Source organism: Bradymonas sediminis (assembly GCF_003258315.1).
In the GTDB taxonomy this organism is placed as follows: Bacteria; Myxococcota_A; Bradymonadia; order Bradymonadales; family Bradymonadaceae; genus Bradymonas; species Bradymonas sediminis.
The window spans coordinates 2,327,529-2,352,738 of the sequence record NZ_CP030032.1; the positions used below are offsets into that span (position 1 = coordinate 2,327,529).

24 protein-coding genes are annotated in these 25,210 nt (G+C 60.5%); 10 read left to right on the plus strand and 14 right to left on the minus strand.

The genetic code is table 11. From position 1 onward, the window contains the following. Nucleotides 1–65 precede the first annotated feature (65 nt). The 3 genes from DN745_RS08840 to DN745_RS08850 all read right to left on the minus strand — a co-directional run bounded on the left by DN745_RS08840 (nucleotide 66) and on the right by DN745_RS08850 (nucleotide 3,080). Nucleotides 66–1,430, minus strand: a complete 1,365-nt coding sequence (locus DN745_RS08840) for a hypothetical protein (protein WP_111334054.1) — start codon at nucleotides 1,428–1,430, stop codon at nucleotides 66–68. A 489-nt stretch (nucleotides 1,431–1,919) separates the two neighbouring features. Next, nucleotides 1,920–2,600 carry a HEAT repeat domain-containing protein gene (locus DN745_RS08845; protein WP_111334056.1) on the minus strand — a complete coding sequence of 227 codons (681 nt, stop codon included), beginning with the start codon at nucleotides 2,598–2,600 and terminating at the stop codon, nucleotides 1,920–1,922. A gap of 111 nt (nucleotides 2,601–2,711) precedes the next feature. Then, nucleotides 2,712–3,080 carry a hypothetical protein gene (locus tag DN745_RS08850; protein ID WP_111334058.1) on the minus strand — a complete coding sequence of 123 codons (369 nt, stop codon included), beginning with the start codon at nucleotides 3,078–3,080 and terminating at the stop codon, nucleotides 2,712–2,714. Nucleotides 3,081–3,409: 329 nt separating this feature from the next. On the opposite strand from DN745_RS08850, the gene DN745_RS08855 reads away from it, so the two are divergent. The 3 genes from DN745_RS08855 to DN745_RS08865 all read left to right on the plus strand — a co-directional run bounded on the left by DN745_RS08855 (nucleotide 3,410) and on the right by DN745_RS08865 (nucleotide 6,794). Continuing rightward, nucleotides 3,410–5,464 (plus strand): ATP-dependent helicase, encoded by a 2,055-nt coding sequence (locus DN745_RS08855; RefSeq protein ID WP_111334060.1) that lies wholly within the window; start codon nucleotides 3,410–3,412, stop codon nucleotides 5,462–5,464. Between the two features lie 113 nt (nucleotides 5,465–5,577). Beyond that, on the plus strand, nucleotides 5,578–6,048 hold the full coding sequence (locus DN745_RS08860; protein ID WP_111334062.1) for a tellurite resistance TerB family protein: 471 nt from the start codon (nucleotides 5,578–5,580) through the stop codon (nucleotides 6,046–6,048). Between the two features lie 95 nt (nucleotides 6,049–6,143). After that, on the plus strand, nucleotides 6,144–6,794 hold the full coding sequence (locus DN745_RS08865; protein WP_111334064.1) for a YbhB/YbcL family Raf kinase inhibitor-like protein: 651 nt from the start codon (nucleotides 6,144–6,146) through the stop codon (nucleotides 6,792–6,794). 90 nt (nucleotides 6,795–6,884) lie between these two features. On the opposite strand, the gene DN745_RS08870 is transcribed toward DN745_RS08865, so the two are convergent. Beyond that, nucleotides 6,885–7,811, minus strand: a complete 927-nt coding sequence (locus tag DN745_RS08870; protein WP_133621829.1) for a hypothetical protein — start codon at nucleotides 7,809–7,811, stop codon at nucleotides 6,885–6,887. A 333-nt stretch (nucleotides 7,812–8,144) separates the two neighbouring features. On the opposite strand from DN745_RS08870, the gene DN745_RS08875 reads away from it, so the two are divergent. Beyond that, nucleotides 8,145–8,492, plus strand: coding sequence for a thioredoxin family protein (locus tag DN745_RS08875; RefSeq protein ID WP_204355125.1), 348 nt, complete (start codon nucleotides 8,145–8,147; stop codon nucleotides 8,490–8,492). Between the two features lie 79 nt (nucleotides 8,493–8,571). Here DN745_RS08875 and DN745_RS08880 read toward each other — a convergent pair whose 3' ends face one another. Both DN745_RS08880 and DN745_RS08885 read right to left on the minus strand, forming a co-directional pair. Beyond that, nucleotides 8,572–10,131 (minus strand): lipase family protein, encoded by a 1,560-nt coding sequence (locus tag DN745_RS08880; protein ID WP_111334070.1) that lies wholly within the window; start codon nucleotides 10,129–10,131, stop codon nucleotides 8,572–8,574. 117 nt (nucleotides 10,132–10,248) lie between these two features. Beyond that, nucleotides 10,249–10,977 (minus strand): archaemetzincin, encoded by a 729-nt coding sequence (locus DN745_RS08885; protein WP_162687559.1) that lies wholly within the window; start codon nucleotides 10,975–10,977, stop codon nucleotides 10,249–10,251. A gap of 331 nt (nucleotides 10,978–11,308) precedes the next feature. Between DN745_RS08885 and DN745_RS08890 the strand changes: the two genes are divergently transcribed. After that, a complete protein-coding gene (locus DN745_RS08890) occupies nucleotides 11,309–12,280 on the plus strand; it encodes a COX15/CtaA family protein (RefSeq protein ID WP_111334074.1) in 972 nt (323 codons plus the stop codon). A gap of 35 nt (nucleotides 12,281–12,315) precedes the next feature. On the opposite strand, the gene DN745_RS08895 is transcribed toward DN745_RS08890, so the two are convergent. Next, nucleotides 12,316–12,999 (minus strand): LysE family transporter, encoded by a 684-nt coding sequence (locus DN745_RS08895; RefSeq protein ID WP_111334076.1) that lies wholly within the window; start codon nucleotides 12,997–12,999, stop codon nucleotides 12,316–12,318. 39 nt (nucleotides 13,000–13,038) lie between these two features. Continuing rightward, on the minus strand, nucleotides 13,039–13,620 hold the full coding sequence (locus tag DN745_RS08900) for a YceI family protein (protein WP_111334078.1): 582 nt from the start codon (nucleotides 13,618–13,620) through the stop codon (nucleotides 13,039–13,041). Between the two features lie 295 nt (nucleotides 13,621–13,915). Here DN745_RS08900 and DN745_RS08905 point away from each other — a divergent pair, with 295 nt between their 5' ends. Further along, nucleotides 13,916–14,272 carry a phage holin family protein gene (locus DN745_RS08905; RefSeq protein ID WP_111334080.1) on the plus strand — a complete coding sequence of 119 codons (357 nt, stop codon included), beginning with the start codon at nucleotides 13,916–13,918 and terminating at the stop codon, nucleotides 14,270–14,272. A gap of 18 nt (nucleotides 14,273–14,290) precedes the next feature. Here DN745_RS08905 and DN745_RS08910 read toward each other — a convergent pair whose 3' ends face one another. The 3 genes from DN745_RS08910 to DN745_RS08920 form a co-directional block, all read right to left on the minus strand. Beyond that, the gene (locus DN745_RS08910) at nucleotides 14,291–14,833 is read right to left on the minus strand and encodes a GNAT family N-acetyltransferase (RefSeq protein ID WP_111334082.1); all 543 of its coding nucleotides are present in this window, start codon (nucleotides 14,831–14,833) and stop codon (nucleotides 14,291–14,293) included. Nucleotides 14,834–14,895: 62 nt separating this feature from the next. Continuing rightward, entirely contained in the window at nucleotides 14,896–15,681 is a 786-nt protein-coding gene (yaaA, locus tag DN745_RS08915; RefSeq protein WP_111334084.1) for a peroxide stress protein YaaA, read from the minus strand. A gap of 51 nt (nucleotides 15,682–15,732) precedes the next feature. Beyond that, a complete protein-coding gene (locus DN745_RS08920; protein WP_111334086.1) occupies nucleotides 15,733–16,710 on the minus strand; it encodes an RluA family pseudouridine synthase in 978 nt (325 codons plus the stop codon). Nucleotides 16,711–16,833: 123 nt separating this feature from the next. Here DN745_RS08920 and DN745_RS08925 point away from each other — a divergent pair, with 123 nt between their 5' ends. Next, on the plus strand, nucleotides 16,834–18,168 hold the full coding sequence (locus DN745_RS08925) for a parallel beta-helix domain-containing protein (RefSeq protein WP_111334088.1): 1,335 nt from the start codon (nucleotides 16,834–16,836) through the stop codon (nucleotides 18,166–18,168). Between the two features lie 12 nt (nucleotides 18,169–18,180). Further along, nucleotides 18,181–19,299 carry an SO2930 family diheme c-type cytochrome gene (locus DN745_RS08930; protein ID WP_111334090.1) on the plus strand — a complete coding sequence of 373 codons (1,119 nt, stop codon included), beginning with the start codon at nucleotides 18,181–18,183 and terminating at the stop codon, nucleotides 19,297–19,299. Nucleotides 19,300–19,403: 104 nt separating this feature from the next. Here DN745_RS08930 and DN745_RS08935 read toward each other — a convergent pair whose 3' ends face one another. The 3 genes from DN745_RS08935 to secG form a co-directional block, all read right to left on the minus strand. Next, a complete protein-coding gene (locus DN745_RS08935; RefSeq protein WP_111334092.1) occupies nucleotides 19,404–20,369 on the minus strand; it encodes a hypothetical protein in 966 nt (321 codons plus the stop codon). A gap of 148 nt (nucleotides 20,370–20,517) precedes the next feature. Beyond that, nucleotides 20,518–21,372, minus strand: a complete 855-nt coding sequence (locus DN745_RS08940) for a 2,3,4,5-tetrahydropyridine-2,6-dicarboxylate N-succinyltransferase (protein ID WP_111334094.1) — start codon at nucleotides 21,370–21,372, stop codon at nucleotides 20,518–20,520. Between the two features lie 164 nt (nucleotides 21,373–21,536). Further along, nucleotides 21,537–21,995, minus strand: a complete 459-nt coding sequence (gene secG / locus DN745_RS08945) for a preprotein translocase subunit SecG (protein ID WP_111334096.1) — start codon at nucleotides 21,993–21,995, stop codon at nucleotides 21,537–21,539. A gap of 469 nt (nucleotides 21,996–22,464) precedes the next feature. Between secG and DN745_RS08950 the strand changes: the two genes are divergently transcribed. Both DN745_RS08950 and DN745_RS08955 read left to right on the plus strand, forming a co-directional pair. Next, on the plus strand, nucleotides 22,465–23,145 hold the full coding sequence (locus DN745_RS08950; RefSeq protein ID WP_111334098.1) for a hypothetical protein: 681 nt from the start codon (nucleotides 22,465–22,467) through the stop codon (nucleotides 23,143–23,145). Beyond that, nucleotides 23,142–25,142 (plus strand): vWA domain-containing protein, encoded by a 2,001-nt coding sequence (locus tag DN745_RS08955; protein ID WP_133621828.1) that lies wholly within the window; start codon nucleotides 23,142–23,144, stop codon nucleotides 25,140–25,142. Before DN745_RS08950 ends, DN745_RS08955 begins: the two co-directional genes overlap by 4 nt. Nucleotides 25,143–25,210 lie beyond the last annotated feature (68 nt).

Here is a 25,210-nt window from a genome sequence, read left to right on the forward strand (position 1 = left end):
CGTAAAAACAGGATAAAAGAGCACTTTAATCGCCTCGATGCCACCGGGTGTGAATCTCATATTGATCACGCCGCCTGAGCTGCTGGCTCAACGCACCGCTTAAAGCTCGGCATCATCACCTGCATCGCGTCCTCCCATCTGGCGTCCGTCGCCAAGCTTCGCAGCGTCAAAATGGACTGTCCTCCACGGGGCTTCCAGCGCTGCCCGTTTCGCTTCATTCCCGTCTGCACCAGTTGTTTACAGCAGGCCTCGACGTGTCCGCTGCCGATGGGATGGCCTTTGGCGCGCGCCTCGGCATAGTTCATTTGGGCCTTGTGATTCGCAATGTAGGTCAACGCCTGGTGGACCGGTTTTTGCCCGCCGACCTCGAGGTTCACAGCTCGCCAGCGTTTGATCGTTCGCTCTATATTCTCAATGGCATTCGGTGTGTTGAGCAATTCGGTTTTCCATTTGGCCAATAGTTCCTTCGCCTTTTTCGACGTGGAGCGCTTATTGCAAAACGCAGTGAGGGCGGCCGAGAGCTTTTCGACAACGTGATAATAGTCGATATAGCGCGCCGCTTCGGGATAATCGGCATCGAGGATGTTGCATAATTCGGCCGCCCCATCGCTTAAGGTGACGACCTCTAAATCCTCTCGGCGCCCGCCAATCGCCGCCACATCCCACTTCATCTGCTCGCGTAAAATATGGGCACCTTCGCCCGGCATACGCCCGTATCGAAGCGTTTTAAGTGGCTCGCCTGTGCCGTCGTAAAGAGTCAGCGTGCCGCAATACGCCATGCGCCAGTTCAGCTTCTGCTCTTCATCGATCAGCAGGCTCACTCGGTCGATGGACACCGCGAGTCGGGCGGCCGCATCGGGTATTTTAAAAGCTTGAATCGTGGCCTCTTCGTGCTGATCCCGGTCCGCTTCCCAGCGCGCCCCAAGGGTGCGCGCGACGCGCTTAAAGCTATTAAAGGAGTACGCCATTGCTCCCAATTTTTGGGCGACTTTTGAGGCCGCGCGCTCGGGAAGTTCCTGGGCGATATAGGCCATCGCCTCGGCGCAGCCGGGTGTCCACTCCCCGTGCACCATCCCGACCCTCGCCTCCAGTGGGCAGACAATCGCGCCGTTGTGCTCGCCGCTGGGACGATAGACATGGCGCGCCAGCCGAACCTCGCCGCGCTGTGTGTGGTAGGTTTTTTCGACGGGTTTGCTCATCCGATAATGACACGCCCCATCGACATTAATAAGTGATGCGTCGAGGTCATAGCCGAGTAACCATCGGCCGATTGCCTCAGCTCCGAGCCGGTCGCCCGCGCGGGCAATCTTTAGCTCGGTAATCCTTGGTTCCTCGCTGCTTCGAGCCTGGATGACCGTCTCGATCAGGTCTTCGAAAAACGGCTGAAGTTGCTTGCGAATCTCGTCTCGTTCATGCGATTGTTGGACCATGGGGCGCCTCCTTGGCAGTAACTGAGTTCTTGGTCGAAAACAGTTTTGCCATAGACGGCGCTCCTTTTTCAATTCAACCGGCGGCGACTACGCGTTCAGGCCTTGATAAATACGAGATCCACACCCATGCCACCCAACACGCCGAGAAACTTTCGCGGCACGCAAGCCCCCTTCTGTCGCTTTTGGCGAGGCGCTTTGGGTGCGCTGTGTTTGGAGCACTCCGGGGGGCGCCGCGCAGACACCAGCCGGCTTGCCCGGCTGGTGAATCAGACTGACCGCCTAATTCGTTCGACGGCGAACCAATAGACGCCCCGAGCATCTCTCCTCGCCTCACACCTGACCTGCTCGCCCGGCTGAAACATCCAACACTCATCGCCGGGCACGACAGTATCCTTGGGTATCTCGAAGCGATCTTGTCCTAATGAAATCGCATGGACAGGTCGCGCGACAGCGACGCCTTCGCCGATTAGAGGCATATAAATCAGAAGGTTAATTGCCACACCTACCATCTAAGCGCACATTATTCGCAAAATAGCGCAAATCACCGTCATCGCTGGCCTCGAGGAGTTTCAATAAGCCAGATCGAGACTCCTCCTTATGAACAGCAATTAGTGCACCATACCGACGCAACAACGGACGGGCGCTCAAAATAAAGGACCGTGCCGTCTCCACAGAGAGTTGACTGGCGTTTACTAGACTCAGAAGCCCTTTAGCATGCTCACCGTCGGGCTCATGCGCTTGTAGAGCCTCAAGCGCCGGCACGAGGTATTTTGGCCGCTTTGTGGAGAGCAAAACCATCGCGCGCCGACGCAGAAACTCATTTTCTGAATCCATCGTGTGAGCTATTTCCACCAGTGCCTCTGGGCACAAATGAGAGCCTATGATTGCAATATCTAACGCATAATAAACAAGCTCGGGGTCGGTTGAGGCAAAAACCGGAAGAATATCTTCTACCAATAAGGCGGCCTCAATCCCCAATTCGGAGGCAATACATAAGGCTGATTTACGCACATAATAATCATCGCTGGCTAACCACGGGCGAAGCGTTTCCACCGGATAACCATTGAAATACTGCTCAAGCAACGCACTCCACGCACCGGACTCAAAAAAGCGTTGGGGCGAGCTCTCGAGTCGGCGCGTAAGCATTTCGGCCTTCGTATAATCGACCATTATTTCTCCGGATTTCGAACAGTGCAGCATTGGCAAATGTGTAAGGCCCCCATCACGGCCACAAAGATTGACGCGTGCGGACTCGACGGCGACACATCGGAATTTTGACGGCTATAAATCCAATCGACCACAAGTAAACTCAAACCAATCGCCCTCTTCGATCTCCCACGGAATGTCGGTGTCGAGCTCGATCAAGAGACCACCGACGTCTGCCAAGCTCGTCGAGGTATCAAGTAATCTGCCCACAAAGTTATAGCACCATGGGCCCAGGCTCTTTTGCCAATACGCCCGCGGCTCGCGCTCCTCTGTTGCGAAAGCGATCACATCGAGCGTGCCCAGCGGAAGTTCTACAGCATCGCCAACCGCAAAATCGCAGGGACAACAAAATGCCCACACTGCGAAGTCTCCGGTAGTAGACGCGACAAGAACCTCGGCTTCCGCCCCCGCTTTGCTCATCCATTTGAGTTGAGAGACAATCATTGCAAACAATTCACCGTTATTGTGCCCTAAGCATTACCTGTAGTGTAGGCGTTCAGCGGGCATCAGATATTGGGGCCAGGTCATCTTGACCTGGTTGCGAAACGCCTATTCCCCCAGACCTGGAAGGTCTGGCTCCGATGTTAATGCTACCCATTGAGCCCAAATAATCAATGCCTTAGCCCACCGAGGACGTGGCCGGCGCTCAGCAGCCCTGCAAATCTCGATTTGCAATTGCGACCGCCTCGAAGAACCATTAATCCTCTTGATATCGCCCCCGCCACCACGTAGCGGACGCACCACTCGTATCTGCAAGACCGACGGAACCCACCATGTTGAATCTCAACCTCGATCAGCTCAACCCCGAACAACGCCAGGCGACCACGCATATCGACGGGCCGCTGCTGATCCTCGCCGGCGCCGGGAGCGGCAAGACGCGCGTGATCACCACGCGCATCGCGTATCTGATCCAGCGCGGCATTAAGCCCGAGTCCATCCTGGCGGTGAGCTTTACCAATAAGGCGGCCACCGAGATGAAGGAGCGCGTGGCCGGGGTCACGGGGCCGAAGCTCGCAAAGCAGGTCTACCTGTCGACCTTCCACAGCCTGGGGGCCGATATTTTGCGCCGTGATATCGACGCGCTCGGGTATAAAAAACCCTTTGCCATTCTGGACCAGGGCGACCAGAACGCGATCATCCGCGACGCGCTTAAGGAGTTTCGCCTGGACCCCAAGATCGTCGACCCGGGGCGTATCTTAAGCATCATCAGCAAGGCGAAGATGGGGTTTTGCGAGCCCAAGGACCTCCCCGAGCTTCGCCATGACCCGCTGACCCAATACGCCCAGAAGATCGACGGATTCTATAAAAAAGCGCTCAAGGGCTTAAACGCGGTCGACTTCGACGACCTGATCTGCCTGCCGGTGCATATCTTCGAGCAGCACGAGAAGATCCGGCAAAAATACGCCAAAAAATTTCAATATGTCATGGTCGATGAGTACCAGGACACCAATATGCTGCAGCTGCTCTTTTTGAACCACCTGGTCAAAGACCACCAGAACCTGTGCGTGGTGGGCGACGACGACCAGAGCATCTACGGGTTCCGCGGGGCGGTGGCCGAGAATATCCTCGAATTCGAGCGCCAATTCGAGGGCACCGTCATGGTCAAGCTCGAGCAGAATTACCGCTCGACCAACCTCATCCTGGACGCCGCCAACGCGGTCATCGCCAATAACGAGGTGCGCAAAGACAAGGCCCTGTGGAGCGCGGCGGGCGACGGCGAGAAGCTGCGCTATATCGAGTGCGACGATGACCGCGAGGAGGCCGAATATGTGGCCGCCGAGATCGAGCGCTACAAGCTCGACTACGACCTCGACTACTCCGACTTCGCCATCCTCTACCGGGTCAACCCGCAGAGCCGCGTCTTCGAGGAGGCGCTGCGCACCTATAGCATCCCGTACACCGTGCTGGGCGGCCAGGAATTCTTCGACCGCAAAGAGGTCAAGGACTTCGTGGCCTACCTGCGCGCCTGCGCAAACCCCAACGACGAGGTCAGCATCCGGCGCATCGTCAACGTGCCGCCGCGCGGCATCGGCCCGACCCTGCTGGAGCGCATCAGCGAGTTCGCCCACGTCAACAAATGGACGTTTCGGCGCGCCCTCAACGAGCTCGCGCGCGACCCGTCGCGGGTCGAGGGCATCGGGCACAAGGTCAGCGACAAGCTCAGCGACCTGGTCGACATGCTGGATGACTTCGGCGACCGCTTCGAGGCCGCCGAGCAAGACCCGACGGTGCGCCTAGCCGAGCTTGGCCGCGACGTGCTCAAGCGCACCCATATGATCAACCATATTTTGAGCACCGAGAAGAACCCGCGCATCGCGCGCCGCCGGGTCGACAACGTCGAGGAGATCCTGTCGTCCCTGGCCTATTATCAGGACCGATCGGGCGGGACGCTGCAAAAATTCCTCACCCGCATCGCGCTGGACCGCTCCGATATGAACGACAAATCCGAGGAGCAAAAAGGCGTCAAATTGATGACGCTGCACTCCTCAAAGGGCCTGGAGTTCCCCTGCGTGTTTTTGGTGGGCATGGAGGAGGAATACCTGCCGCATATCCGCAGCATGAATAACCCGCAGGACCTCAGCGAGGAGCGCCGGCTGGCCTACGTCGGCATCACCCGCGCCAAGCGCCACCTCACGCTGACCTCGGCGGCCACGCGCATGCGCTACGGCAAGGCCGAGGACCGCGAGCCGAGCCGGTTTTTGGCCGAGATTCCGCCCGAGACCATCGATATCCAGCGCGCCGGCGACGCGCAGAGCCTGGCCGACCAGCGCGAGGCCCAGAATCAAAAATACCTGTCGGCCCTCAAGGCCCAGATCTTCAAAAGTTAAGCCCGCCCTGCCCCGGCCGGTATCGCCGCTCGCTAAGGCGACGCGGGTGCGCTAGACTCGGGGCGTCATTTAAAATGAAATTCTACTCCCCCTAGCTATACGAGGCACCTGCGATGAGTTCCGGAATGATCACGGCGTTAAGAAACCTCTTCTCGAACCGCTCTTTCTCAAAAATCAGCGACACCCAGGAGCTCGCGCTCGTCGACACGCTCGCCCTGGCGATGTCGGCCGACCACGACGTCTCGGCCGTGGAGCGCGAGGAGCTGACCTCCTTGCTGCGCGTGCTCGACTGGAATCAGTCGACCGCGCTTAAGAGCTATGTCGAAGAGTCGCTGGACAAGTCGAGGCGCTATCTGGCCGAGCCCGGTGGCGTGCTCAAATATTGCATGGATATCAGCGCGCGCCTGGAGGAAGATTGGCTGCGTGAAGAGGCCTATTATTACGCGGGGCGCATCTCCACCAGCGATAACCGCGTCGACACAAACGAGCACGAATTCCTGCAGGCGCTCGTGCAGGCGCTCGCCCTGGACAACGACGCACAGGCCCGCATCGCCGACCAATTGCTGCGCGAAACCTCGTTCTAAGCAGGTCGTGCAGCCCCCTCAAAGGCGCGCCAATTCGACGCGCCTTTGAGCTTTGACCCGCTAATTCTAACGCTCCTCTATCTTTGGACCCCGGCATGAAAATCAAAGCACTATTATTGGCGCCGCTTCTGGTCGCGAGCTTCGGCTGTGAGACCAAGTCCGCGCCGCAGGAAGAAGAGACGGCCGAAGTGAAGCCGGCCGAGGAGGCCCCCAAAGCCGAAGCGAAGCCCTCTACCGAGAAGTCGACCATCGATATCGTGTTGAGCAGCAGCGCCTTTAAGGATGGTGAGGCCATCCCGACGAAATATACCTGCGACGGCGACAACCTGTCGGTGCCGCTTACCTGGTCGAACCTCCCCGAGGGCACCGAGAGCGTGGCGGTCGTGATGCACGACCCCGACGCCCCCAACGGCACCGTATATCATTGGGGTATTTGGACGATCCCGGCCGCCGCCACCGGGCTCCCCGAGGGGCTCCCGCCGTCGGCCGAGGTCGCGCTGAGCATAAGCGCCGACACGAAGGTCGTCGCCTCGCAGAGCAGCAACATCGCCAAGACCGTCGGCTATACCGGCCCCTGCCCGCCCGAAGGCGACGACGCCCACCGCTATATCTTCGAGGTCTTCGCTCTGGACCATCCCGGCACCAGCTTCGCCAATACGCCGACCGCCGAAGCCCTGCTCAGTGAGTTACAGACGGACGCGAACGCGCACGGTACGCTCACCGGCACCTACCAACGCCAGAAATAATCACGCGGTATCAGGCAAAAAAAGCCCCGACGCGAAGATTCGCGTCGGGGCTTTTTTCAGCGTGGCTCGCAGGCTAAGGCGAGCGCGGCATTATTCGCAGGGGAGTTGCACGCCCATATCGGCCGGTAAGCAAACGCCTTGTCCCATCAGGACGCAGCATTGATCTCCGCCACTGCACTCCGAATCCGCGGCGCAAGTGGTGATTTCACCACCGCCGGGCAGTCCACCGTCGCCGGGCAATCCACCGCTTCCGCCACACTCCGGTGCGCAATAATTACCGAGCGGACTCGGACAGCATTGGTCAGCGCTGCCGCATTGCTCGTCGACCTGGCAACCCTCGCCGCCGCCGGGCAATCCACCGCCGCCACAATCGGTCGCGCAATAGTTGCCCAGGAAGCCGGAGCAGCATTGCTCAGCGCCAGCGCAATCCTGGTCCGCTTCGCAGGCGCCGCCACCGCCGTTGTCGCCGCCGCCGTCATCTGCGCAGAAGGTCGAGCAAAGCTTGGGAAGCCCCTGACCCAACTCACAGCAGCCCTCGCCCTCGCCGCATTCATCGGCGACCTCACAGATTCCGCCGCCGACCTGGCAGGACGCTGCCGGCATGCACACCTGCTCACCCTGCATCCCGCTGATACAGCACACCTCGCCATTGCCGCACTCCGAATTGCTGGCGCACGTGCCACCAGGGCCGGCGTCGACCGACCCAACATCCGCGGGACCTGCATCAACAGCGGGACCTGCATCAACAGCAGGGCCTGCATCCCCAGCGCCGTCACCATCCGGACCGGGCGAGATCGCATCGGTCAGACCTGGGTCCGTCGAGCCATCGGCGGTCCCTCCGCCATTATCAACGTCGGAGGCCGTGCCCGCGTCGGTTGCATCCCCCTCGTCGAGCTGTCCGTCGGGGTCAATCCAACCTTCGCCGTTATTGCGATCGGCGACTGACTCGGTGCAAGCCGCGCCACCCATCAAAATAATCAGGCCAAGCGGAGCCATCCAGCGCAGTAAATTTCTCATTCTCTATCCTTATTATTTGAGGCGATTCATCGATTAGAATCGCCATCGGGATGCAAAATACTTCCAACAATTGACATCGGTCACGCAAAAAATAACGCATTAGATTTCAAGGCGCACTCTGGCAAAAAAGACGCGCAAATTCAACTCGCCAACGCCCATAAAATCCGGGCGCGCACCCTCTCGTCTACATCGTATACCACGACCTACTTCGGGCTTAATTGCGATTTTCGCCGTTTTAAGGTAGTTAGAGCGCTCACATACGCTTATTTGGCCGGCCACGACGCTCGCCAATCGCGGCTTTAAGTCCGGCCTTTTCTCCCAAGGAATCCATCGATGAAACCTGCCAGCATGGAGCTGAACACCGATAATTTTGAGCAAGAAGTCCTCGAGTCTGACCTGCCCGTCGCCGCCTATTTTTGGGCCGAGTGGTGCGGACTCTGCAAGACACTTACCCCCGTGCTCGACGAGCTGGCCACGGAATATGAGGCGCGCATTCAGGTCGGCCAGGTCAATATCGACGCACATCCGGCGCTGACCAACGAATACCGCATCCGCGACACCCCGACGCTGATTTTCTTCCACAAAGGCAACGTGCTGCGCCGGCTGACCGGCGACGCCAGCCGAAGCCACCTCGAAGAGATGTTCGAGCAGATGGCAGAAATCGCCGAAGAGCAGGACTAAAAAAGGCGTCGCGACCACGGTCGCGACGCCTTTTTGATTGCCCCGCAGATGCTGCCTGCGGCGCGACCAATCAATACACTTATTCCTGCAACTCAGCCCCACGACACGTCACCGGGGCGCGTTGCTCACAGATGCTCGCTCCCGCGAAGGTCTCGCCGGCGAGGCGAGCGTCGACGAAATCCAAAATCTCGGGGAGCGCGAGTAAGGTCGTCTCGCCATGCTTGGCGCCCGCGCATTCCAGATATTCCATCTGCAAGCCCTGCGCGCAGAGGGTGTCGAAGGAGTCGCGCTCAATCGCCGTATCGACGAGTTCGTCGTTCTCGCCCAACACAAAGAGAATCCCGTAGGAGTCGCTCTCGGGCGCGATGCGCTCGACGCTCGTGGTCGTCAAACCGTTCTCCGCGGTGATGCAGCCCCAGGGCTGCATATCGAGGAGCGTGCCGTCGACGGCCGCGTCGATAAGCGGTTGCTGGAAGATATCGGCCGGCGAGGTCGGCTCAGCAGGAAGGACGTCATCGAAGCTGCAGCCGGCGCCCAGCGCAGCCGGCACATCCACGTCGAGCGGCGACACGAAGACCTCGTCGAGGCGGTCCCCATAACCGTACCAACCCGCGCTCGCCCCGAAGAACGCCGCGGTATTTCCGCTGGCCCTCACCAGGTCTTTGAGCGCGCGCTCCATCTGCCCGATCATATCGGCCGGCGGGACGGTCGCGACGGTCCCGAGGAGCTCAAATTCCTGGGCATAATACGGGGCCAAGCGGTCCATCCAAAGCGCCGCATGCCCGCCCTGGGAGCCACCGATGGTGATGATGCGCGGGTTCAAACACCAATCGCCCCGCTCTTCGCCGCTCATGCGCATCGCCGCGCGCACCGCGTCGAAAGACGAAATCGCGGCCGACTGACCGACAAGATAGGGATGCAGATATTCGGTGGGCTCGCCGACCCCGTTAAGGCCAATATAATCCGGCGCGACGACGATATTGCCGAAGGATGCGATAAGCGCCGCCAACGCCTGATACTCGAGCTCTTCGGTGGCCGAACACGCGTCGGTAAACCCGGTCGTGCCGTGCAAGAGGACGATGATATCTTTGGGCGCGTCACCGGGCTCAAAGTCGGTCGGGAACGCGACCAGCGCGCTCGCCTGAACCAACTCACCGCGGTCCTGGGTTGTATACTCGTATTGGCGAACCCGCACGTCATGGGCGATCGCGCGCGGCGCGTTCGCCCCGAGCGCGGTGATGGCCGCCTCGAGCGCCGCGACCGTGAAGTTGCGCTTCAGGCCCAATTTGGTGACTTCACCCAGCCCCTCACCGGCTGCGCCCTGGGCGAAATCGGTCAGCCAGCCAAAGGATGCCTGGCCACATTGGGCGGCGTCGGCGGCAAAGGCCGCGGTCTCGGGCGTGCTCGCGACAAGCATCTCTGGGGGCATCGGACACCCATCGGAGGTCACGTCCTCGCCGAAGGCATCGCCACCGGTGCCATCCTCTTCGCCCGCATCCGTGGCGTCGACGTCCGTGGAATCGACGGCGTCGCCGCCGGCGTCACTGACGTTTGACGGCGAGGAGTCATCCCCGCAGCCAACCGCGACACACCAAAAACACATCACCAATAACGCGCGCCATCGAATATTCGTTGTCATTCTAATTTTATCCATCCTCAGTTCATAAAATAACTCAGGACAGATAGTAGCGATTTTGAAGACTCAATGTCCACCAGAAGCTCGCCTGACCAGGCAGAATTCCCAGCCCCAGGCGACTTAGTTTCGCATCCGCCGCACCCGCGCGCGCACGAACTCCGCCGAGTCCCGAAAGCCCAGCATCTGATAGGCTTTGTCGAGCTCAAAATAGCGCTGGGCGGGGTCCAGATCCGCGCTCCAATGCAGTTTACGCAGGCAAACCGGGCAGAGGTGAATCGGCCGGCGGTCCGACTCATCGAGATAATTCGACCCGTTGAGGCCGCACTCAAAATAGGTGCAATGGGTCAACCCATACATATGCCCAATCTCGTGGGCCATGACCTTCAGGCTGCGGCGAAGCGTCAGATGCGCATCTCCCTCGGCCATATAGCGCGCAAAGCTATAGACCCCGACCCTATTTCGCAGGCTCGCCTGCCCAAAGACAAAATTCCAATTCGGGTCCGGATAGAGGTCAACCAGCGAGATGCCGAGCATGCAAAACGCATCATCGGGCAGCGAGTGCGCCAGCAGGCGAAGGATATCGGTGGTGAGCAATTGGCGCTGGCCCTCGTGGGGGTTCTCGCGCTCGGTGACGTGAAGATTGCTCAGGGCGATGGACGGCAGCACCTCGACCGGCTGGCCAAAAAACGAGCGCGCGTAATGCTGAAGCGCGGCCAGCGATGGACACGTCGGCAAGCGCCAATCCCCCATCGGTTGCAGGTAGATCACGTTGCGCCTGGTGTCGGGACGATTGGGCTTTGACTGCTTAAAATCATCCAACGACTGTCCGCCCTCATCGTGCTGTGCCAACCACTCCCCAGGCTTGGGATGTCCCTTGAGACGAAACCCCTGCGATGAGAATAATCCTCGAACGTCCGCTGGGATCGCGAACGGCGAGCCCAACGCGGGATGAAACTCATTCAAGTTCATCTTTGCCTCCCCCTGATTTTTCATAAGACCCCTCAATCCTTAGGCGCGCTGAACATATGATATCGGCGCCGCGCCGCACCATCGAATCTATCCCCGCCTTTGGATTGAGCAACGTCGGCGCGCCAATCTCGCCTTGAGCTAGCCCGCCCGATGGCCTAAGAGAAAACCCGGTTTTGATGCCCTCGACCGCACCATCGCGTGAGCCCCAAAGATGACCGCCTCCCAGCCTAAACCCGCCGCCAATTCGCCCCTGACCAAACCGCAGCGCCGCTACCGCGACTTCGCCTGGGCGTTCGTCGTCTACCTTATCCTGGTGGCGCTCTTCGGCGCGTGGGTGCGCATCACCCACTCCGGCGCCGGCTGCGGCGACCACTGGCCGAGCTGCCACGGCGAAATCATCCCGCTCGCCCCGAGCGTGGAGACCATCATCGAGTTCACCCACCGGCTGAGCACCGGCGTGCTCGGCATCCTGTCCATCGGTTTGCTGGGCTGGGCCGCCAAGCTCTACGGCATCCGCCACCGCGTCAGCGTCGCGGCCATCATCACCATCGTCTTCATCATCTTTGAATCACTGATCGGCGCCAAGCTCGTCTTGAGCGAATTGGTCGCCGACAACGACTCGGTCGCCCGCGCCGTGGTCATCGCGCTGCACCTGGTCAATACCCTGGCGCTGACCGGCTCGGCCGGGCTGTGCGCCTGGTGGGCAAGCGGCGGCAAGACCCCGTCAAAGGGCGCCAAGCAAAGCCTCAAAGTCATGCTCGGCCTGAGCATCGTCCTCATCGTCATCACCAGCATGATGGGCGCGGTCACCGCCCTGGGCGACACGCTCTTCCCCGTCGACCCGACCCTGGGCCACGGCCTCTTCGACCGGGTGCGCGGGGACCTCTCGGCGGCCAACCACTTCCTGGTGCGCCTGCGCATCATCCACCCGGTCATCGCCGTGGGCGCCTCGGTCTTACTCATCGCACTGACCACGACCATTCGCACCGGCGAGGTCTCCGCGGTCGCCAAGAAGGCCGCCGGGGTCGTGCTGGCGCTGGTGGTGGCGCAGCTGCTCATCGGCTCGACCAACATCTATCTGGGCGCTCCCGGCTGGATGCAGATTATCCACCTCGCCCTGGCCCAGGCCCTCTGGATCACCCTGCTCATCACCACCTGTGAGGCCCTGGCGCGCGAAGACTGACGCGGGGCGAACCATCGCCGCTTGCCCGCCAGAGCTCACGCAAGAAAGAGCGTCTGATACCCTAAAAATAGCGCGCTCACGATCAACGCGACGCTCAGCCCCTTCTCAACCCGCGCCAGCACGGCGCGGGAATAACGCTCCCGAAATAGATTGAGCAGAATCACCTCAATCGCGGTCCACAAGATCTTGCCTGCGCCCACGGCCACGGCGAAGAGAAGCTGGCCCACCAGGTCTGCTTTGAGCTGAAATAACGAGAAGAAATACGCGACCGCCAGGGTCCAATTTATGATGAGAATTGGGTTTAGAAAGGAGACCGAGAACCCACGCATAAAGTGGGAAAAGGATGTCCCCGTCGAGGCGTCGGCGGCGAGCTCGGGATCGCCCTGCTCGGCCAAATTGGGATGTGCCGGCGCGGGGTGTTTTTTGTAGGATTGATAGAAAAAGTAGAGCCCGACCCCGAGCAGAATACTGGCAGAGATGAGCGCCAGGAGTTCACTGGTGACGCCCGCCTTGCTATGCAAAAGTCCGACGCCGGTCACCGCCAGGGCCGCATAGATCACCTCGGCGACGGCGCCCCCGACGCCGGTAAAAAACGCGAATTTGAGCTGCCCCTTAAAGACCCGATTGATCATCATCAGGGCGACCGGGCCAAGCGGGGGGATCGAGCCGATAAAGCCCATCCCGAACCCGACTAAGATGACCCAGAAGACGTCGCCCATCGCTGTGCCGCTCCGTCTGAGGAGGATGAGAGGAAGGAATCAGCGGTTCGCGGCGCCCTTTAGCGCGTCAAAGCCGAGGCCGAGGCGAAGCTCAATCTCCACGTCGGCCTGCACCTTAAGGGCGCCCATCAGCGCGCGGAACGGCTCGATGCCGAAGTCGGGCTGATGCAGGCGCACCCGCGCGACGCTCGCCTCGGCGTCCCCTTTTACGGACACCGAAATCGCGCGCTCGACGCCGTGCAAATTAAGCGTGCCGCGCACTTCCAATATATCGCTCGCGTCGCCGGCCGACACCCCCGTTGACTCAAATCTAATCACCGGGAAGCGCGCCGTTTCGAGCACCTTCTTTTGCATGCTGCTCTCGATCTTCGCGCGGTCGCGGGCCGAGAGCGCCGCCGAGGTCATCGTCTGCGGGTCGGCCGCGCGCGCGTATTCCTCCTGGGTTCCCAGCACGCGAAGGGAGTCGGCCTGGAATTGGGCCGAGATGCGCGGCGCGTGCGTGTCGACCTCCACCGAAAACGCCCCCACCTTGAGCACCAGGTCGTGGCCGACCGCCGCGGCGAGTCCCTCACGATAAATTCGTACCAGACATTGCCCCGTCGACGCGTCGAAATTTGGCATATTCTCTCCTAAAGATTGATAATGTTCCGGGCAAAGTCCTGCCCGGACTGAGCGCTTTCCTTTTATATAGCACCCTATTCTCTTTCCTAAAATCTCGGCCGTCCGCCCGCGCGCGACGTCCCGTTTCGACACGCCTGAGCCAACCGGAAAAATCACGCCCGCCCCCGCCGGGGCGGGCTAAAGCGGCACCTCAAACCTTGACCTCGCCAAGCGCGTGCCTAGCTTGGCCTCCAGTAGCAAAGCCGGCGCATCCAATGCGTTGGTTTCACCCACCTTCAAGGCCACGGAGTTTGTTATGAGTTTTTTCTTATCCTGGTTGGTAATGGCCTTGGCCGTCTGGCTGACGGCCACTATTTTGCCGGGCGTCCACGTCAAAAACCTGCCCAGCACCCTGATCATCGCGGCCATCTTTGGCGTGCTCAACTTCCTGCTCGGCTGGCTCTTCTTCACGGTCTTTACGATCGCGACCCTTGGGCTCGCCTGGCTCTTCGCCGTGGTCACCCGCATCATCATCGACGCGATCATCCTCAAGATGACCGACGCCACGACCGACCGACTCAAGATCGACGGGTTTGGCTGGGCGGTCGGCGCAGCGGTCATGATCTCGGTGCTCGGAAGCCTCGGCGAGTACGCGGTCAAGGCAATCTTCTAATGCCGCGGTGTCACCCGCTTATGGCTTAGCCTCATCGCTTCGCCACTGCTCCGGCCAGGTCGCGAAGATGATCTCGTCGAGCACCTCACCATTTTTGTAGATGGCCCGCTTCAGGCGCGCTTCGCGCTCAAAGCCGGCCTTCTCCAACACACGCATCGACGCCGGGTTATTGCTAAATACCCCGGCGTAAATGCGCTCAAAGCCGCGGGTCTCGAACCCCCAGGGCACCAGCGCGCGCACCGCGCTGGTGCAAATCCCGCGCCCTCGATATCTCTCCGACAACCAATAGCCAATCTCGGCGCTCTTCCGAAAGACGTCGGTCTTGGTCTCAAACCCCACACCGCCGACCACGATATCGTCGACGACGATGGCAAAGTCGGTCTGCGGGTAGGTCGCGCCCGCCAGGGTCACCCACTCCTCGGCGTCTTCATGGGTGTAGGGATGCGGAAAAGAATCGCGCAGATAACGCGCGATCTCGCGCCGATTGGCGTGGCGCACCAGGGCGTTGACGTCCCCGTATTCCCAGCCACGCAGCGTGCATTCTTGCAGCTCAAATTCCATCGCAAACTCGCTCTCGTCTCGCGGCGCACCGCATCCCTACGGACCTGCTGACCGGAAATCGCTCAGGGCTTCTCATCGCGCAAAAACACAAGGGTATCTTTGGAAGAACGCTCCGGGCAGAAATAATAATTTCGCTCCTTAAAGTTCTTAAGCTCTTCGAGCGAGTCCACCTTATTGCGAACCATCCAGTCGACCATCGTGCCGCGCAGACGCTTCAAATAGAAGGTGATCGTCTTATATTTGTCGCCTTTAAGGTCCATAAACTTCACGTCGACCACCCGCGCGTTCAGGCGTTTAAAGTCGACGCTGCTGAAATATTCTTTGGAGGCTAGGTTCAGTAAAATGGGCTCATCGCCCTGCGCCTGCGCCTCGAGCGCCACGGCCAGCGCGTCGGTGATACGCTCTCCCCAGAACTCATAGAGATTCTTTCCGCGCTCATTCTCCAGTCGCGTGCCCATCTCCAGGCGGTACGGCTGAATCAGGTCCAGCGGGCGCAGCAACCCGTAGAGCCCCGACAAGATGCGCAGGTGGTCCTGCACATAGTCGAAGTCCTCCTCCCGGTATTTTGCCAATTGGAAATCCGTATAAACATCGCCCGTAAAGGCGAAGATCGCCGGGCGCGCGTTCTCGGGGGTAAAGGGCGTCTCGAAGGCGTGGTTTCGCTCGACGTTGAGCTCCGCCAGGTTCTCGCTGACGCTCATCAGCTCGCGCAGTCCATCGACGTCGAATCCGCGAAGTTGGTCAATCAGCAGCTGTGACTGGTCGAGAAACTCGGGCTGCGTGTAGAGATTGGTGGGCAATTCGCTCTCAAAATCCAGCGATTTCGACGGGGATACGATTGCAAGCATGGGCTACTCCAATTTTGATAAAAGTAAATTTCGTGTGTTCAATTCGTTGGTTTAAGCGCCCCAGATGTCCGGCAGCGCGGCTTCAAACTCCATCATTTCCCCGCTGTCGGGGTGTGGCATAATCAACTTCCAGGCGTGCAAGGCGTGGCGGTCAAACGCGAGCTGCGCCAGCAATTCCGGGTCCCTGGGATTGCTCGTAATCGCCATAAAGAACTCATCGGTCTGCCCGTAGAGCTTGTCTCCGGCGATGGGGGTTCCCTGCAGGGCCAGGTGAATGCGAATCTGGTGCTGGCGCCCGGTCTCAATGCGCACCCGAAGGTCGGCCATCGGCCCGAACGCGTGGTCGAGCCGCCCGAGCACCTCGACGTGCGTGCGCGCCTCGAGGTCGCCGACGCCCATGCGCACGTCCATGCGGCTGGTCGTGTCGCTCCCCAGCGGCGTGTCAATCCAGCGACTCTCGCCGACCTGCCAAACCTCGTCCGGGTCGAGCACCAACGCGCGGTAGATCTTCTGGGGATGCGCGGTCGCAAATAACCCGCGCAGCGTCGGCACGCAGTCGCGGCGCGCCGCGCAAATCAGCACCCCGCTGGTCTCGCGGTCAAGCCGATGCACCGGCTCCGCGTCCTCCAAACCCTGGCGCTCCAGATACATCTGCACCGTATTGAGGCGCACCGAACTACTCTCGTGCACGAGCATCCCGGACGGCTTGCCCACCACGATCAACGCGTCGTCGTGGTGGATAATTTCGACCTGCGCGTCCTGCACCCGCTCCGGGTCGAGTTGCTGGCGCACGATGACCACGTCGCCGGTGCGCAGGCGGGTCCCCGCCTTCACCTTGCGCCGCGGAATCACCTGCACATCCCCATCACGCGCGATGCGCCCGGCCAGGCTGCGCGACACCCGCGGCATGCATTGGGTCAAAAAACGGTCGAGGCGCCAGCCGTTATTATTGCCGTCCACATCGTAATGGCGCTCACGCACATTCTCGGTGATGAGCTCCCCCAGGTTTTTCTCTTCTTGCTCGGCCATAATAAATTTCGCCCAAATCCTCGTTTTCGCCCGCTATAGCTCGCCAAATTGACGCCGCCGCCTTTATTGGTCTACACTGCAAGGCACCTAATCTGACCTCATTTACATCATTCGGAGCGAATAATGTCTAAGCATTTATTGATCGGCGCCCTCGCCCTCTCTCTCATCGCGGCCGCCTGTGGCGACGACGGTGGAAATGACAACCCCGCGGAGAACAACACCACCAATAACACTGCGAATAACGACGCGGGCGAGGCCTTCTCGGAGGATTGCACCGAATTCGTCACCGCGACGGACGACGCCGAGCAAAACCGCATCAATATCAGCGAGAAGTTAAACCTGCTCAGCAGCGACAGCGTCCTCTGCATCAACGACGGGGTTTACCCCATCAACGCTCAATTGCAACTCAATGACCCAAATCTCTCCAATATCGAGATTCGCGGCGAGAGCCAGGATAACACGATTCTCGACTTCAAAAGCCAGGAATCGGGCGGCAACGGCCTGCTGATCACCGGCGTCGACAATTTCCGGGCGGCCAATTTCACCATCAAAAACACCGCCGGCGACGGAATTAAAGTCCAGGAAGCCGACGGCGTCGAACTGGTCAACCTGACGGTGACCTGGGACGGCGGCCCCAAAGAGAGCAACGGCGCCTACGGCGTGTACCCGGTGCTGACGACCAACGTGCTCATCGAGGGCTGCAAGGTGAGCAACGCCTCCGACGCCGGCATCTACGTCGGCCAGACCAAAAACGCGATCGTGCGAAATAACGAAGCCTTCGGCAACGTCGCCGGCCTCGAGCTGGAGAATACCTCCTTCGCCGACGCCTACGACAACCACCTGCACGACAACACCGGCGGCCTGCTGATCTTCGACCTGCCCAACCTCTCGGTCACCGACGGCTCGAGCAATAAGGTCCACAACAACCTGATCGAGAATAATAACCAGGCCAACTTCGCCCCCGGCGGCAATATCGTCGCCAACGTCCCGCGCGGCACCGGCATCTTGATCCTGTCGAGCAGCAAAAACGACATTCACGACAATACCATCAAGGGCAATATTTCGCTGGGGCTGATCATCGCCAGCTACCTCGCCCTGAGCACCGAGATCGACGACGCCTCCTATTACCCCTTCTCCGAGGCAAATTATGTCCACAACAACACCTTCGAGAATAACGGCACCCAACCCGAAGGACTGGCTTCGATGATCTCCCAAACCCCGCCGATTCCCGACCTTGCCTTTGGTGGCTTCGTGAACGCGGGCTACGCGGATGCGGGGAAGACCTTCGAAGACATTCGAAACTGCTTCTTCGAAAACACCAGCGACGGCGCCCCGTCGAGCTTCATCCACGCCAATCTGGGCAACGCGACGATCGACGCCACCAGCTGCTCCGCTGATTGGATGGACTTCTGCCACTATGAGTGTCAGGGAACCGAACTCCCCGCGATCTCCTTCTAATCAGGTCACACGATGTCTCGACCCAACGCTTTATTGCTGCGCGCCTCACTGCTCGCGCTCGTCGCTGCCGCCACGCTTATCGGCTGCAGCGACGACGCGAACGACGGCCAAACCTCGACCTGCGAGCTCACGCTTCCGCCGGTCGGGGAGTATTTCGACAACCTGTCGGACTATTGCTTCTTCCGCGGCGACCTCGCCGCCCATATCCCCTCCGACGGGTTGGTCCCCTATAGCGTCAACACCAAGCTCTATAGCGACCATAGCTCCAAATTTCGCTTCATCGCGCTGCCGGACGGCCAAAAGATCAACTTCCACGAGGCGGAGATGTGGGAGTACCCGGTCGGCACGACCATCGTCAAAACCTTCTATTTCCCCGACGATCTGCGCGCCCCGGAGGGGGAGCGTCGATTGGTGGAAACGCGCCTGATGCGGCGCGACGAAAACGACTGGAGCACGCACACCTATCTTTGGGACGAGGAGCAATCCGAGGCGGCGTCCTTCCTGGCCGGCAAAAATATCGACGTGACCTATATCGGCGAGGACGGCGAGGCGGTCGACGCGAAGTACCGCATCCCATCACGCAGTGACTGCCGCAATTGCCACGCCTCTGGCAATAAAACGGTCCTGCTCGGACCGCGCACCCGTCAGCTCAATCGCCTCAATGATTATGGCGACGGCCCGGTCAATCAGCTTGAGCATTTCGCCGCGCTGGGCATGTTTGATACGGCGATACCGCCGGTCGACACCCTGGACAAACTCATCGACCCCAAGGACACCAGCTTCCCCTTGGAGCAGCGCGCGCGCACTTATCTCGAGGGCAATTGCGCGCATTGCCATAACCCGGGCGGCTCCGCCCGAAACTCGGGTCTTTATCTGAACATCGACGAGGAGCAGCCAATGGCCTGGGGTCGCTGCAAAACCCCGGTGGCCGCAGGAAAAGGCGCAGGCGGGCTTTATTATGATATCTACCCCGGCAAACCCGAGGAATCGATCATGATTTACCGCATGGACTCCATGGAAGCCGGCGTCAAAATGCCGGAGCTCCCGCTGACCACCATCGACCATTTCGGCGTCGACCTCATCAGTGAGTGGATCGCCGCGATGCCCGGCGATTGCCCGCCAGTAAATTAAGAGCACGGCGCCAAAACCGACTGCGCAAAGAGCAAAAAGCCGCGCCCCGGGAGGTGAACCTCCCGGGGCGCGGCTTTTTTTATCTATCTTCAAATCGATTCGGCTCAATCACCCTGATTGACCTTCTCGGGCATCTCGAAGCTCAGTAACTCTTCCGTACTCTCCGGCAGGCGCTCAAATTGGCGCTCCAGCCCGCGTACGACATGCAAAATCCCCTGCCCTTCGGGGACTTCGGGGTTCTCTCCGTAGAGAAGCGCGTGGCGCGCAGCGTTGAGCTGGCGGATATACGCGCCTTTGACGTCGCGCACCGAGTTGAGCGCGTATTCCATCACGCCGCCGATCACCAGGGTGCCAAGCACACCGCCGGCCAGGCCCACCGCGCCGACCCAACCCGGCACCTGAAAGCGCCCGAGCTTCATCAGCGTTCGGTTATAGAAATTAAGCCGCGAGCGATAGATTTCGCCGGCCGCGTCGGTCCCCACGCCGAAAAAGCTCACCTTCCCGAAGAGGATATACCCCAGGGTCGCGGGCAGCCCGATCTTGACGCCCGAGCGAATCGCCTGGGCGAGCAACGGGTCATGGGCGATCTCTTCTTCCATGCTGGCCAGCAGGTGTGCGCGCACATCTTCCAGGCTCATCTGCCCATCGCCCTCGATATTCTCGAAGGTCTTCTCCCACTGGTCCTGCTCGAAGTCCTTAAATAAGCGACGCAGCAGACTCTCAAGCTCATCCGAGCTGACAACCTCGCGCTCGAACGCCTCGGTGAGGCGGTCCGAGGTGTAGGTCGAGGTCGAGAAATCCGGCCCTCCGGCCGCCTTCGAGACCCCGGCGACCATATTTCGGGCGCTGATAAAGATATCAGCCACGCCGGTGCGCGGCCCCACGCTTCGGGCCAAGACCCGGCGAAGGCTGGTCAGATGACGGTCGACAAAGCCGGGGACACGCGCGATGGCCTCGTCAAAGAATGTATTGACCTGCGCCTCAAAACGCTCTTCCCAATCACTGGCCTGAGCTTGTTCGCTAGTATCGAGCGCGGCGTCTTTTGGGATTTCAATCTCTTTTTTACTCATCGACACGATTCCTATCTGCAAGATGATTCCACTGGGCGTTTCAACGCCTACACTCTAAGCACGAATCGCAAAAATAAAAGCCTCTTGCGATATTTATCCTATGGCGCGCGCCGCGGCCGGAGCGACGCGTCGCGCAGGCCGGCCCAGCTTAGCGAAACGCATCCTCGAGCGCCGTGCTCTTATCGGTCTTGGCGTCGCGATATTTCACGATCATCAGCGCCGCCATCTGGAGTCCGTTGCGCTGGGCGAAGTCGCCGCTGGCCGGGCGACTCCCCGGAACCACCACGGCTCCGGGCGGAATCACAAGCGGCGAGGACGCGGTGCTGCGATAGACCTTCTCGCGCACCAGGTCGAAGACCGGCGTGCCCGCGGTGACCACGCAACCCGCGGCGATCACGGCGCCCTTGCATACCCGAACGCCCTCATAGAGTCCGGTATTTCCGCCGACCAGCACATCGTCTTCCACGATCACCGGCGCCTGACCAATCGGCTCAAGCACCCCGCCGATCTGCGCCCCCGCCGACAGATGAACCCGCTGCCCGATCTGCGCGCAACTGCCGACAAGCGCGTGCGAGTCGATCATCGTGCCGTCACCGACATAGGCCCCGACATTGACATAGGACGGGGGCATCATCGTGACGTTATGCCCCAGATAGGCGCCTCGTCGCACCGCGCTTCCGCCGGGGACCACGCGGATATTGCGCGCCTGCATCGGCAACTTCTGCACCGGATAGGTATTCTTATCCCGAAACCCAAGCGGCCCGGCCGGCGCCATCAGCTCACTTTCCCCGAGGCGAAACCCCAGCAAAATCCCGCGCTTAACCGACGGCTGAACCTCCCATCGCAGCCCGTCCTCGCCGGCATCCACCGGCGTCGCCGCCCGCAGGTCGCCGGACTCAAGCCCCGCGATGAGCTCTTCGAAAACACCCTGAGCGTCGGGGCCAAGCTCGGCGGGAGCCAACTCAAAAAGACGGTCGATTTCAGCGAATAGCACCTGGCTCATCTACATCTCTCCATCAAAACTTATCTATGCGGATCATTTAGTTCTTGAAACGAATTATCTTCAAAACAAAAAAGGCTCCACCCGGGGGCGGAGCCTTTTTCCAAAATTTCGACTGCAATGTCGACTTATTTCGACCAAGATTGAGTCAGCCCGAGACTCATCTATTACTCGGTTTTTTCCGAATCATCTTCCGTCGGAGCGGCGGCCGGGTCGGCCTGCTCTTCGTCAGCCTGCGGAGCCGCGTCGAAATTAATCGACGGCGCTTCCGCCTCAGCCGGGGTGTCCGATACGGCCGGCGCAGCGCCCGAGCCACTGGTGATAATCGTCTCCGCCTGCGTGGCTTTGGACTGACCGCTGGTCGCGCTCTCAATGCCCGCCAACGCAGATTTGGGCCGGCTCGCCATATAGGACAGCGCCATACTCGAGATCATAAAGACCGCGCCAAGCACGACGGTCATTTTGAGCAAAAAGCCACCGGCGCCCGAGCCACCAAAGACTTTGGTACCCGCAGAGTGACCGCCAAACCCGGCAGCCAATCCACTTCCCTTCCCGGACTGCAACAAAATCGCCACGATCATAATCAATGATGTCACGACAAGAATAACGGTAAATAGGGTTTCCATATGCTCGCTTTATCTTTCTAAGACAACGAAATCTTCTAGTATCTATTAAAAATTGCGCCCAGAGGAACGGCCTCTTAGGCGGCAACCTTTAGCGTCAGGGGTCGAACTTCAACTCGGCGCCCGGGCCTTTAAGGTTTTGATGGGGCACGGGACGGACGTCTATAGCGCACCGCTTCCCTCCGCGCAAGCGCGACACCCTTAAGCCCGGCTGAAGGCGAGTTTTTGGCAATCATTACGCCTCTTACTATAGGGGCACAATTCAGCGCCGGCGCGCCCGCGAATCGACCGGGACCTAAATACAACCCGGCGCCCCACCTTATTTCATATTTTAGCCCCCTGATAAATACCCTGCTCGCACAGTTTGTTAAGAGTTGCTAAGATTCCGCCAGAGCTTGTACAATTCAGACCTTATTGGTTCAAAATAACCTCGCTAGCCGCTGTGGCCGTCCCCCGGAAGTATATTTTGCGCATGCAATTACTTTATCGAGCCCGAGTTCTTCAGCTCCTCTGCCTCGCCCTTCTCGGCGTACCGCTGCTCGGCGCCTGCAACCCTGACGCGCCCGACACGGTCGTCGAGGTGTGCGGCAATCTCAGCATTCCGGAGGAGATCGATTCGTTGCGCGTCGAGATCACCGACCAGGACAATAACCTTATCCGCGAAGGGGTGCGCGAACTGTGGAGTTGCCCGGGGCCTTCGCTGATGGCGCTGCCCCAGAGGGTCGAGTTTGCGCCCGTCGACGGCGATGTATTCGTGCGCATCCAGGGCATCCGAGACGGAGTCCCGGTGATCGAGAATACCCTGAGAAAGAGCTTAAACGCTGACGATTTCCGCGCGACCGTTTCGCTGGAGCAAGGCTGCCTGGGCATGAGATGCGGACCGGGACGGACCTGCTCGCAGGGGCAATGCGAGTTAATCGCCCTGGCCTCCGACACGATCTCGGCCTGTGCGGGCCTAAGCACCCACGACACCCCGGACGCCTCGGAGCCCGTTGCCGACGCGGGCTCGGACGCGGGGAACCCCGTCGAACCCCCGGGCGCCTATTTATGCCCCCAGCCAGAACCCGATATTTCCGAGGATCCCGACGCCACAGCGGTCGAGGACGAATCTGGCCTTCAAACAACCGGCGCCGACGCCAACGAGGGATCGTGAAAGCTGTAAAACACCTCGCTCAACGTCAATGCATCGGTCGCCGCGGTCAAACGCGCCGGCGGCTCGCTGCCGTCGGCGCCCTTTTGTGCCTAATTCCGCTGCTAAGCTGCACCGACGTCGGGTTATATAGCCCCGGCAAGGAGCCGAAACAATCCGATCGACTCTCGCTCACCGGGCGCGTCTGCACCGAAGATCCCCTGCGGGCGAAGTTTCCGATGCGCGTGATTGTCCTGGCCGATCAGGCGGCGGGGCCCTTGTTCTCGGACTACGACGCGGCGGGGCTTCGCGCCGGCGCGCTCAACGACTTTGTGCGCACCACGCTCAACCAGAGCAACGTCGAAATGGCGGTCATTGGCTACGGCGGCCGCCCCGAGAAGCTCGCCCCAACCGACGGCGCGTTCACCCGAAACCCGGGCGAACTCTTCAACGCGGTCAACCGCCTCACGCTGGCAAAGCCCTGCCAGGGCGAGCGCTGTCGCGACTATCGCGAAGCCCTGCGCAACGCGCGCGCGCTGATCGAAGACGACCTCGCCGCCACACCAAAGGGTGAGCGCCTGCGCACCCACTACGCCCTGGTGATGATCAACGCTGGCCCTCAGCAGCCCATCGCGGTCGGCAGCGATTGCTGTCAGGGCACGACTCTCGAGTGTATCGAAGACAACGACCAGCCCTCCCCCGCCTGTGAGACCCAATTAGACGCCGGCATCATCGCGTCGATGCGCAAATACGCCATCAGCCAGGGCGCGGCCGGGCTAGGATTCCAGGCGATGCATCTGGCCGCCGAGGCCGACGACGCCATCAACCTGCAGGTCCAGGACGCCATGGAGGCGATGGCCTTTGCCGGCGGCGGCGCCTACCAGCGATTCAACAACGCCTCGGGCTTCTCCATCAACACCATCGAGTTGCTCCGCTCCCGCGCCGAGATGCGCCCGAAGTTGCTGATGGCGTCCAATATCAATGCCCTGGCGGACCCCGATGGGCCGGTGGTGGACTCCGACGGGGATGGCCTGAGTGACGCCGAAGAGCTGCGCCTGGGCACCGATCCCACCAACCCTGACACCGACGGCGACGCGATCAGCGACCTGGTCGAAGCCCTTATGGGCCTGGACCCGCTTCATTTTGACCGCCCCGCCGCCTGCAGCGCCATCGTGCCGGCCGATCGCGACACCGACCTCGACGGGCTCACAGACTGCGAAGAGGCGCTGCTCGGCACCGACCCGACCCTGGTGGACACCGACGGCGACGGGATTCCGGACCGCCTGGAGTTGATTCAGGGCACCGACTATCTGAACCCGGATACCCAGGCAGACACCGACGGCGACGGGGTCTCAAACGGCGAGGAGTTGCTCCAGCACACCGACCCTCGAAGCACCGACACCCGCGCGCACCTCTCATTTGGGTATCGCTATGAGGTCAATGATCTGGGCAGAATGGAGAGCCTGGTCGCCGACCGGCCCCGCTTTGTCACCGGCGTTCATATCACCGCGATTAGCGAGGCCACCACGGCCGGCGTCGGCGAGCTATTCTTCGACCCGGCCGGCCCCACCCTGCAGTGGCGCGACGCCGACGACGGCGTGCCCGGCCCGCCGGTGCTGATCGACGCCGCCGGCGTCTTCGAGTTGGACTCTGCGCGCTCCGCAGGGCTGCCCGACGACCAGAAGCGCAAGATTTCGGTCGACATTAATCCAACGCTATTGCCCGACGAGGCGCGCAGCGAGACCATCCGCGTCGTCGCCGAGCAGCGCCACTGCATGGATTATACGATCCGCAATATCAAATTGATGTCCACCGTTGAGCTCGCCGACGGCACGCCCGCCGGCATCAACAATATTCTGCTCTATTTTAACACCGCCGTGGGCGGGCGCCTCGATGCCCCGGGCCCGTTTCGCATGGCCCAGATCCCGGTGCTCTACCGCCCTCCCAACACCCGCGTCCCGAGCGACGCGGTGCTCGGGGTTAAGGACGACGAGTTCGTGCGGCCGAACCTGACGCGGTGAGGGCGGATAAGTTTGGTGTTTTCCTAATTTTCAGCTTAAAGAAAGACATCAAACTTGGTAGTAGATAA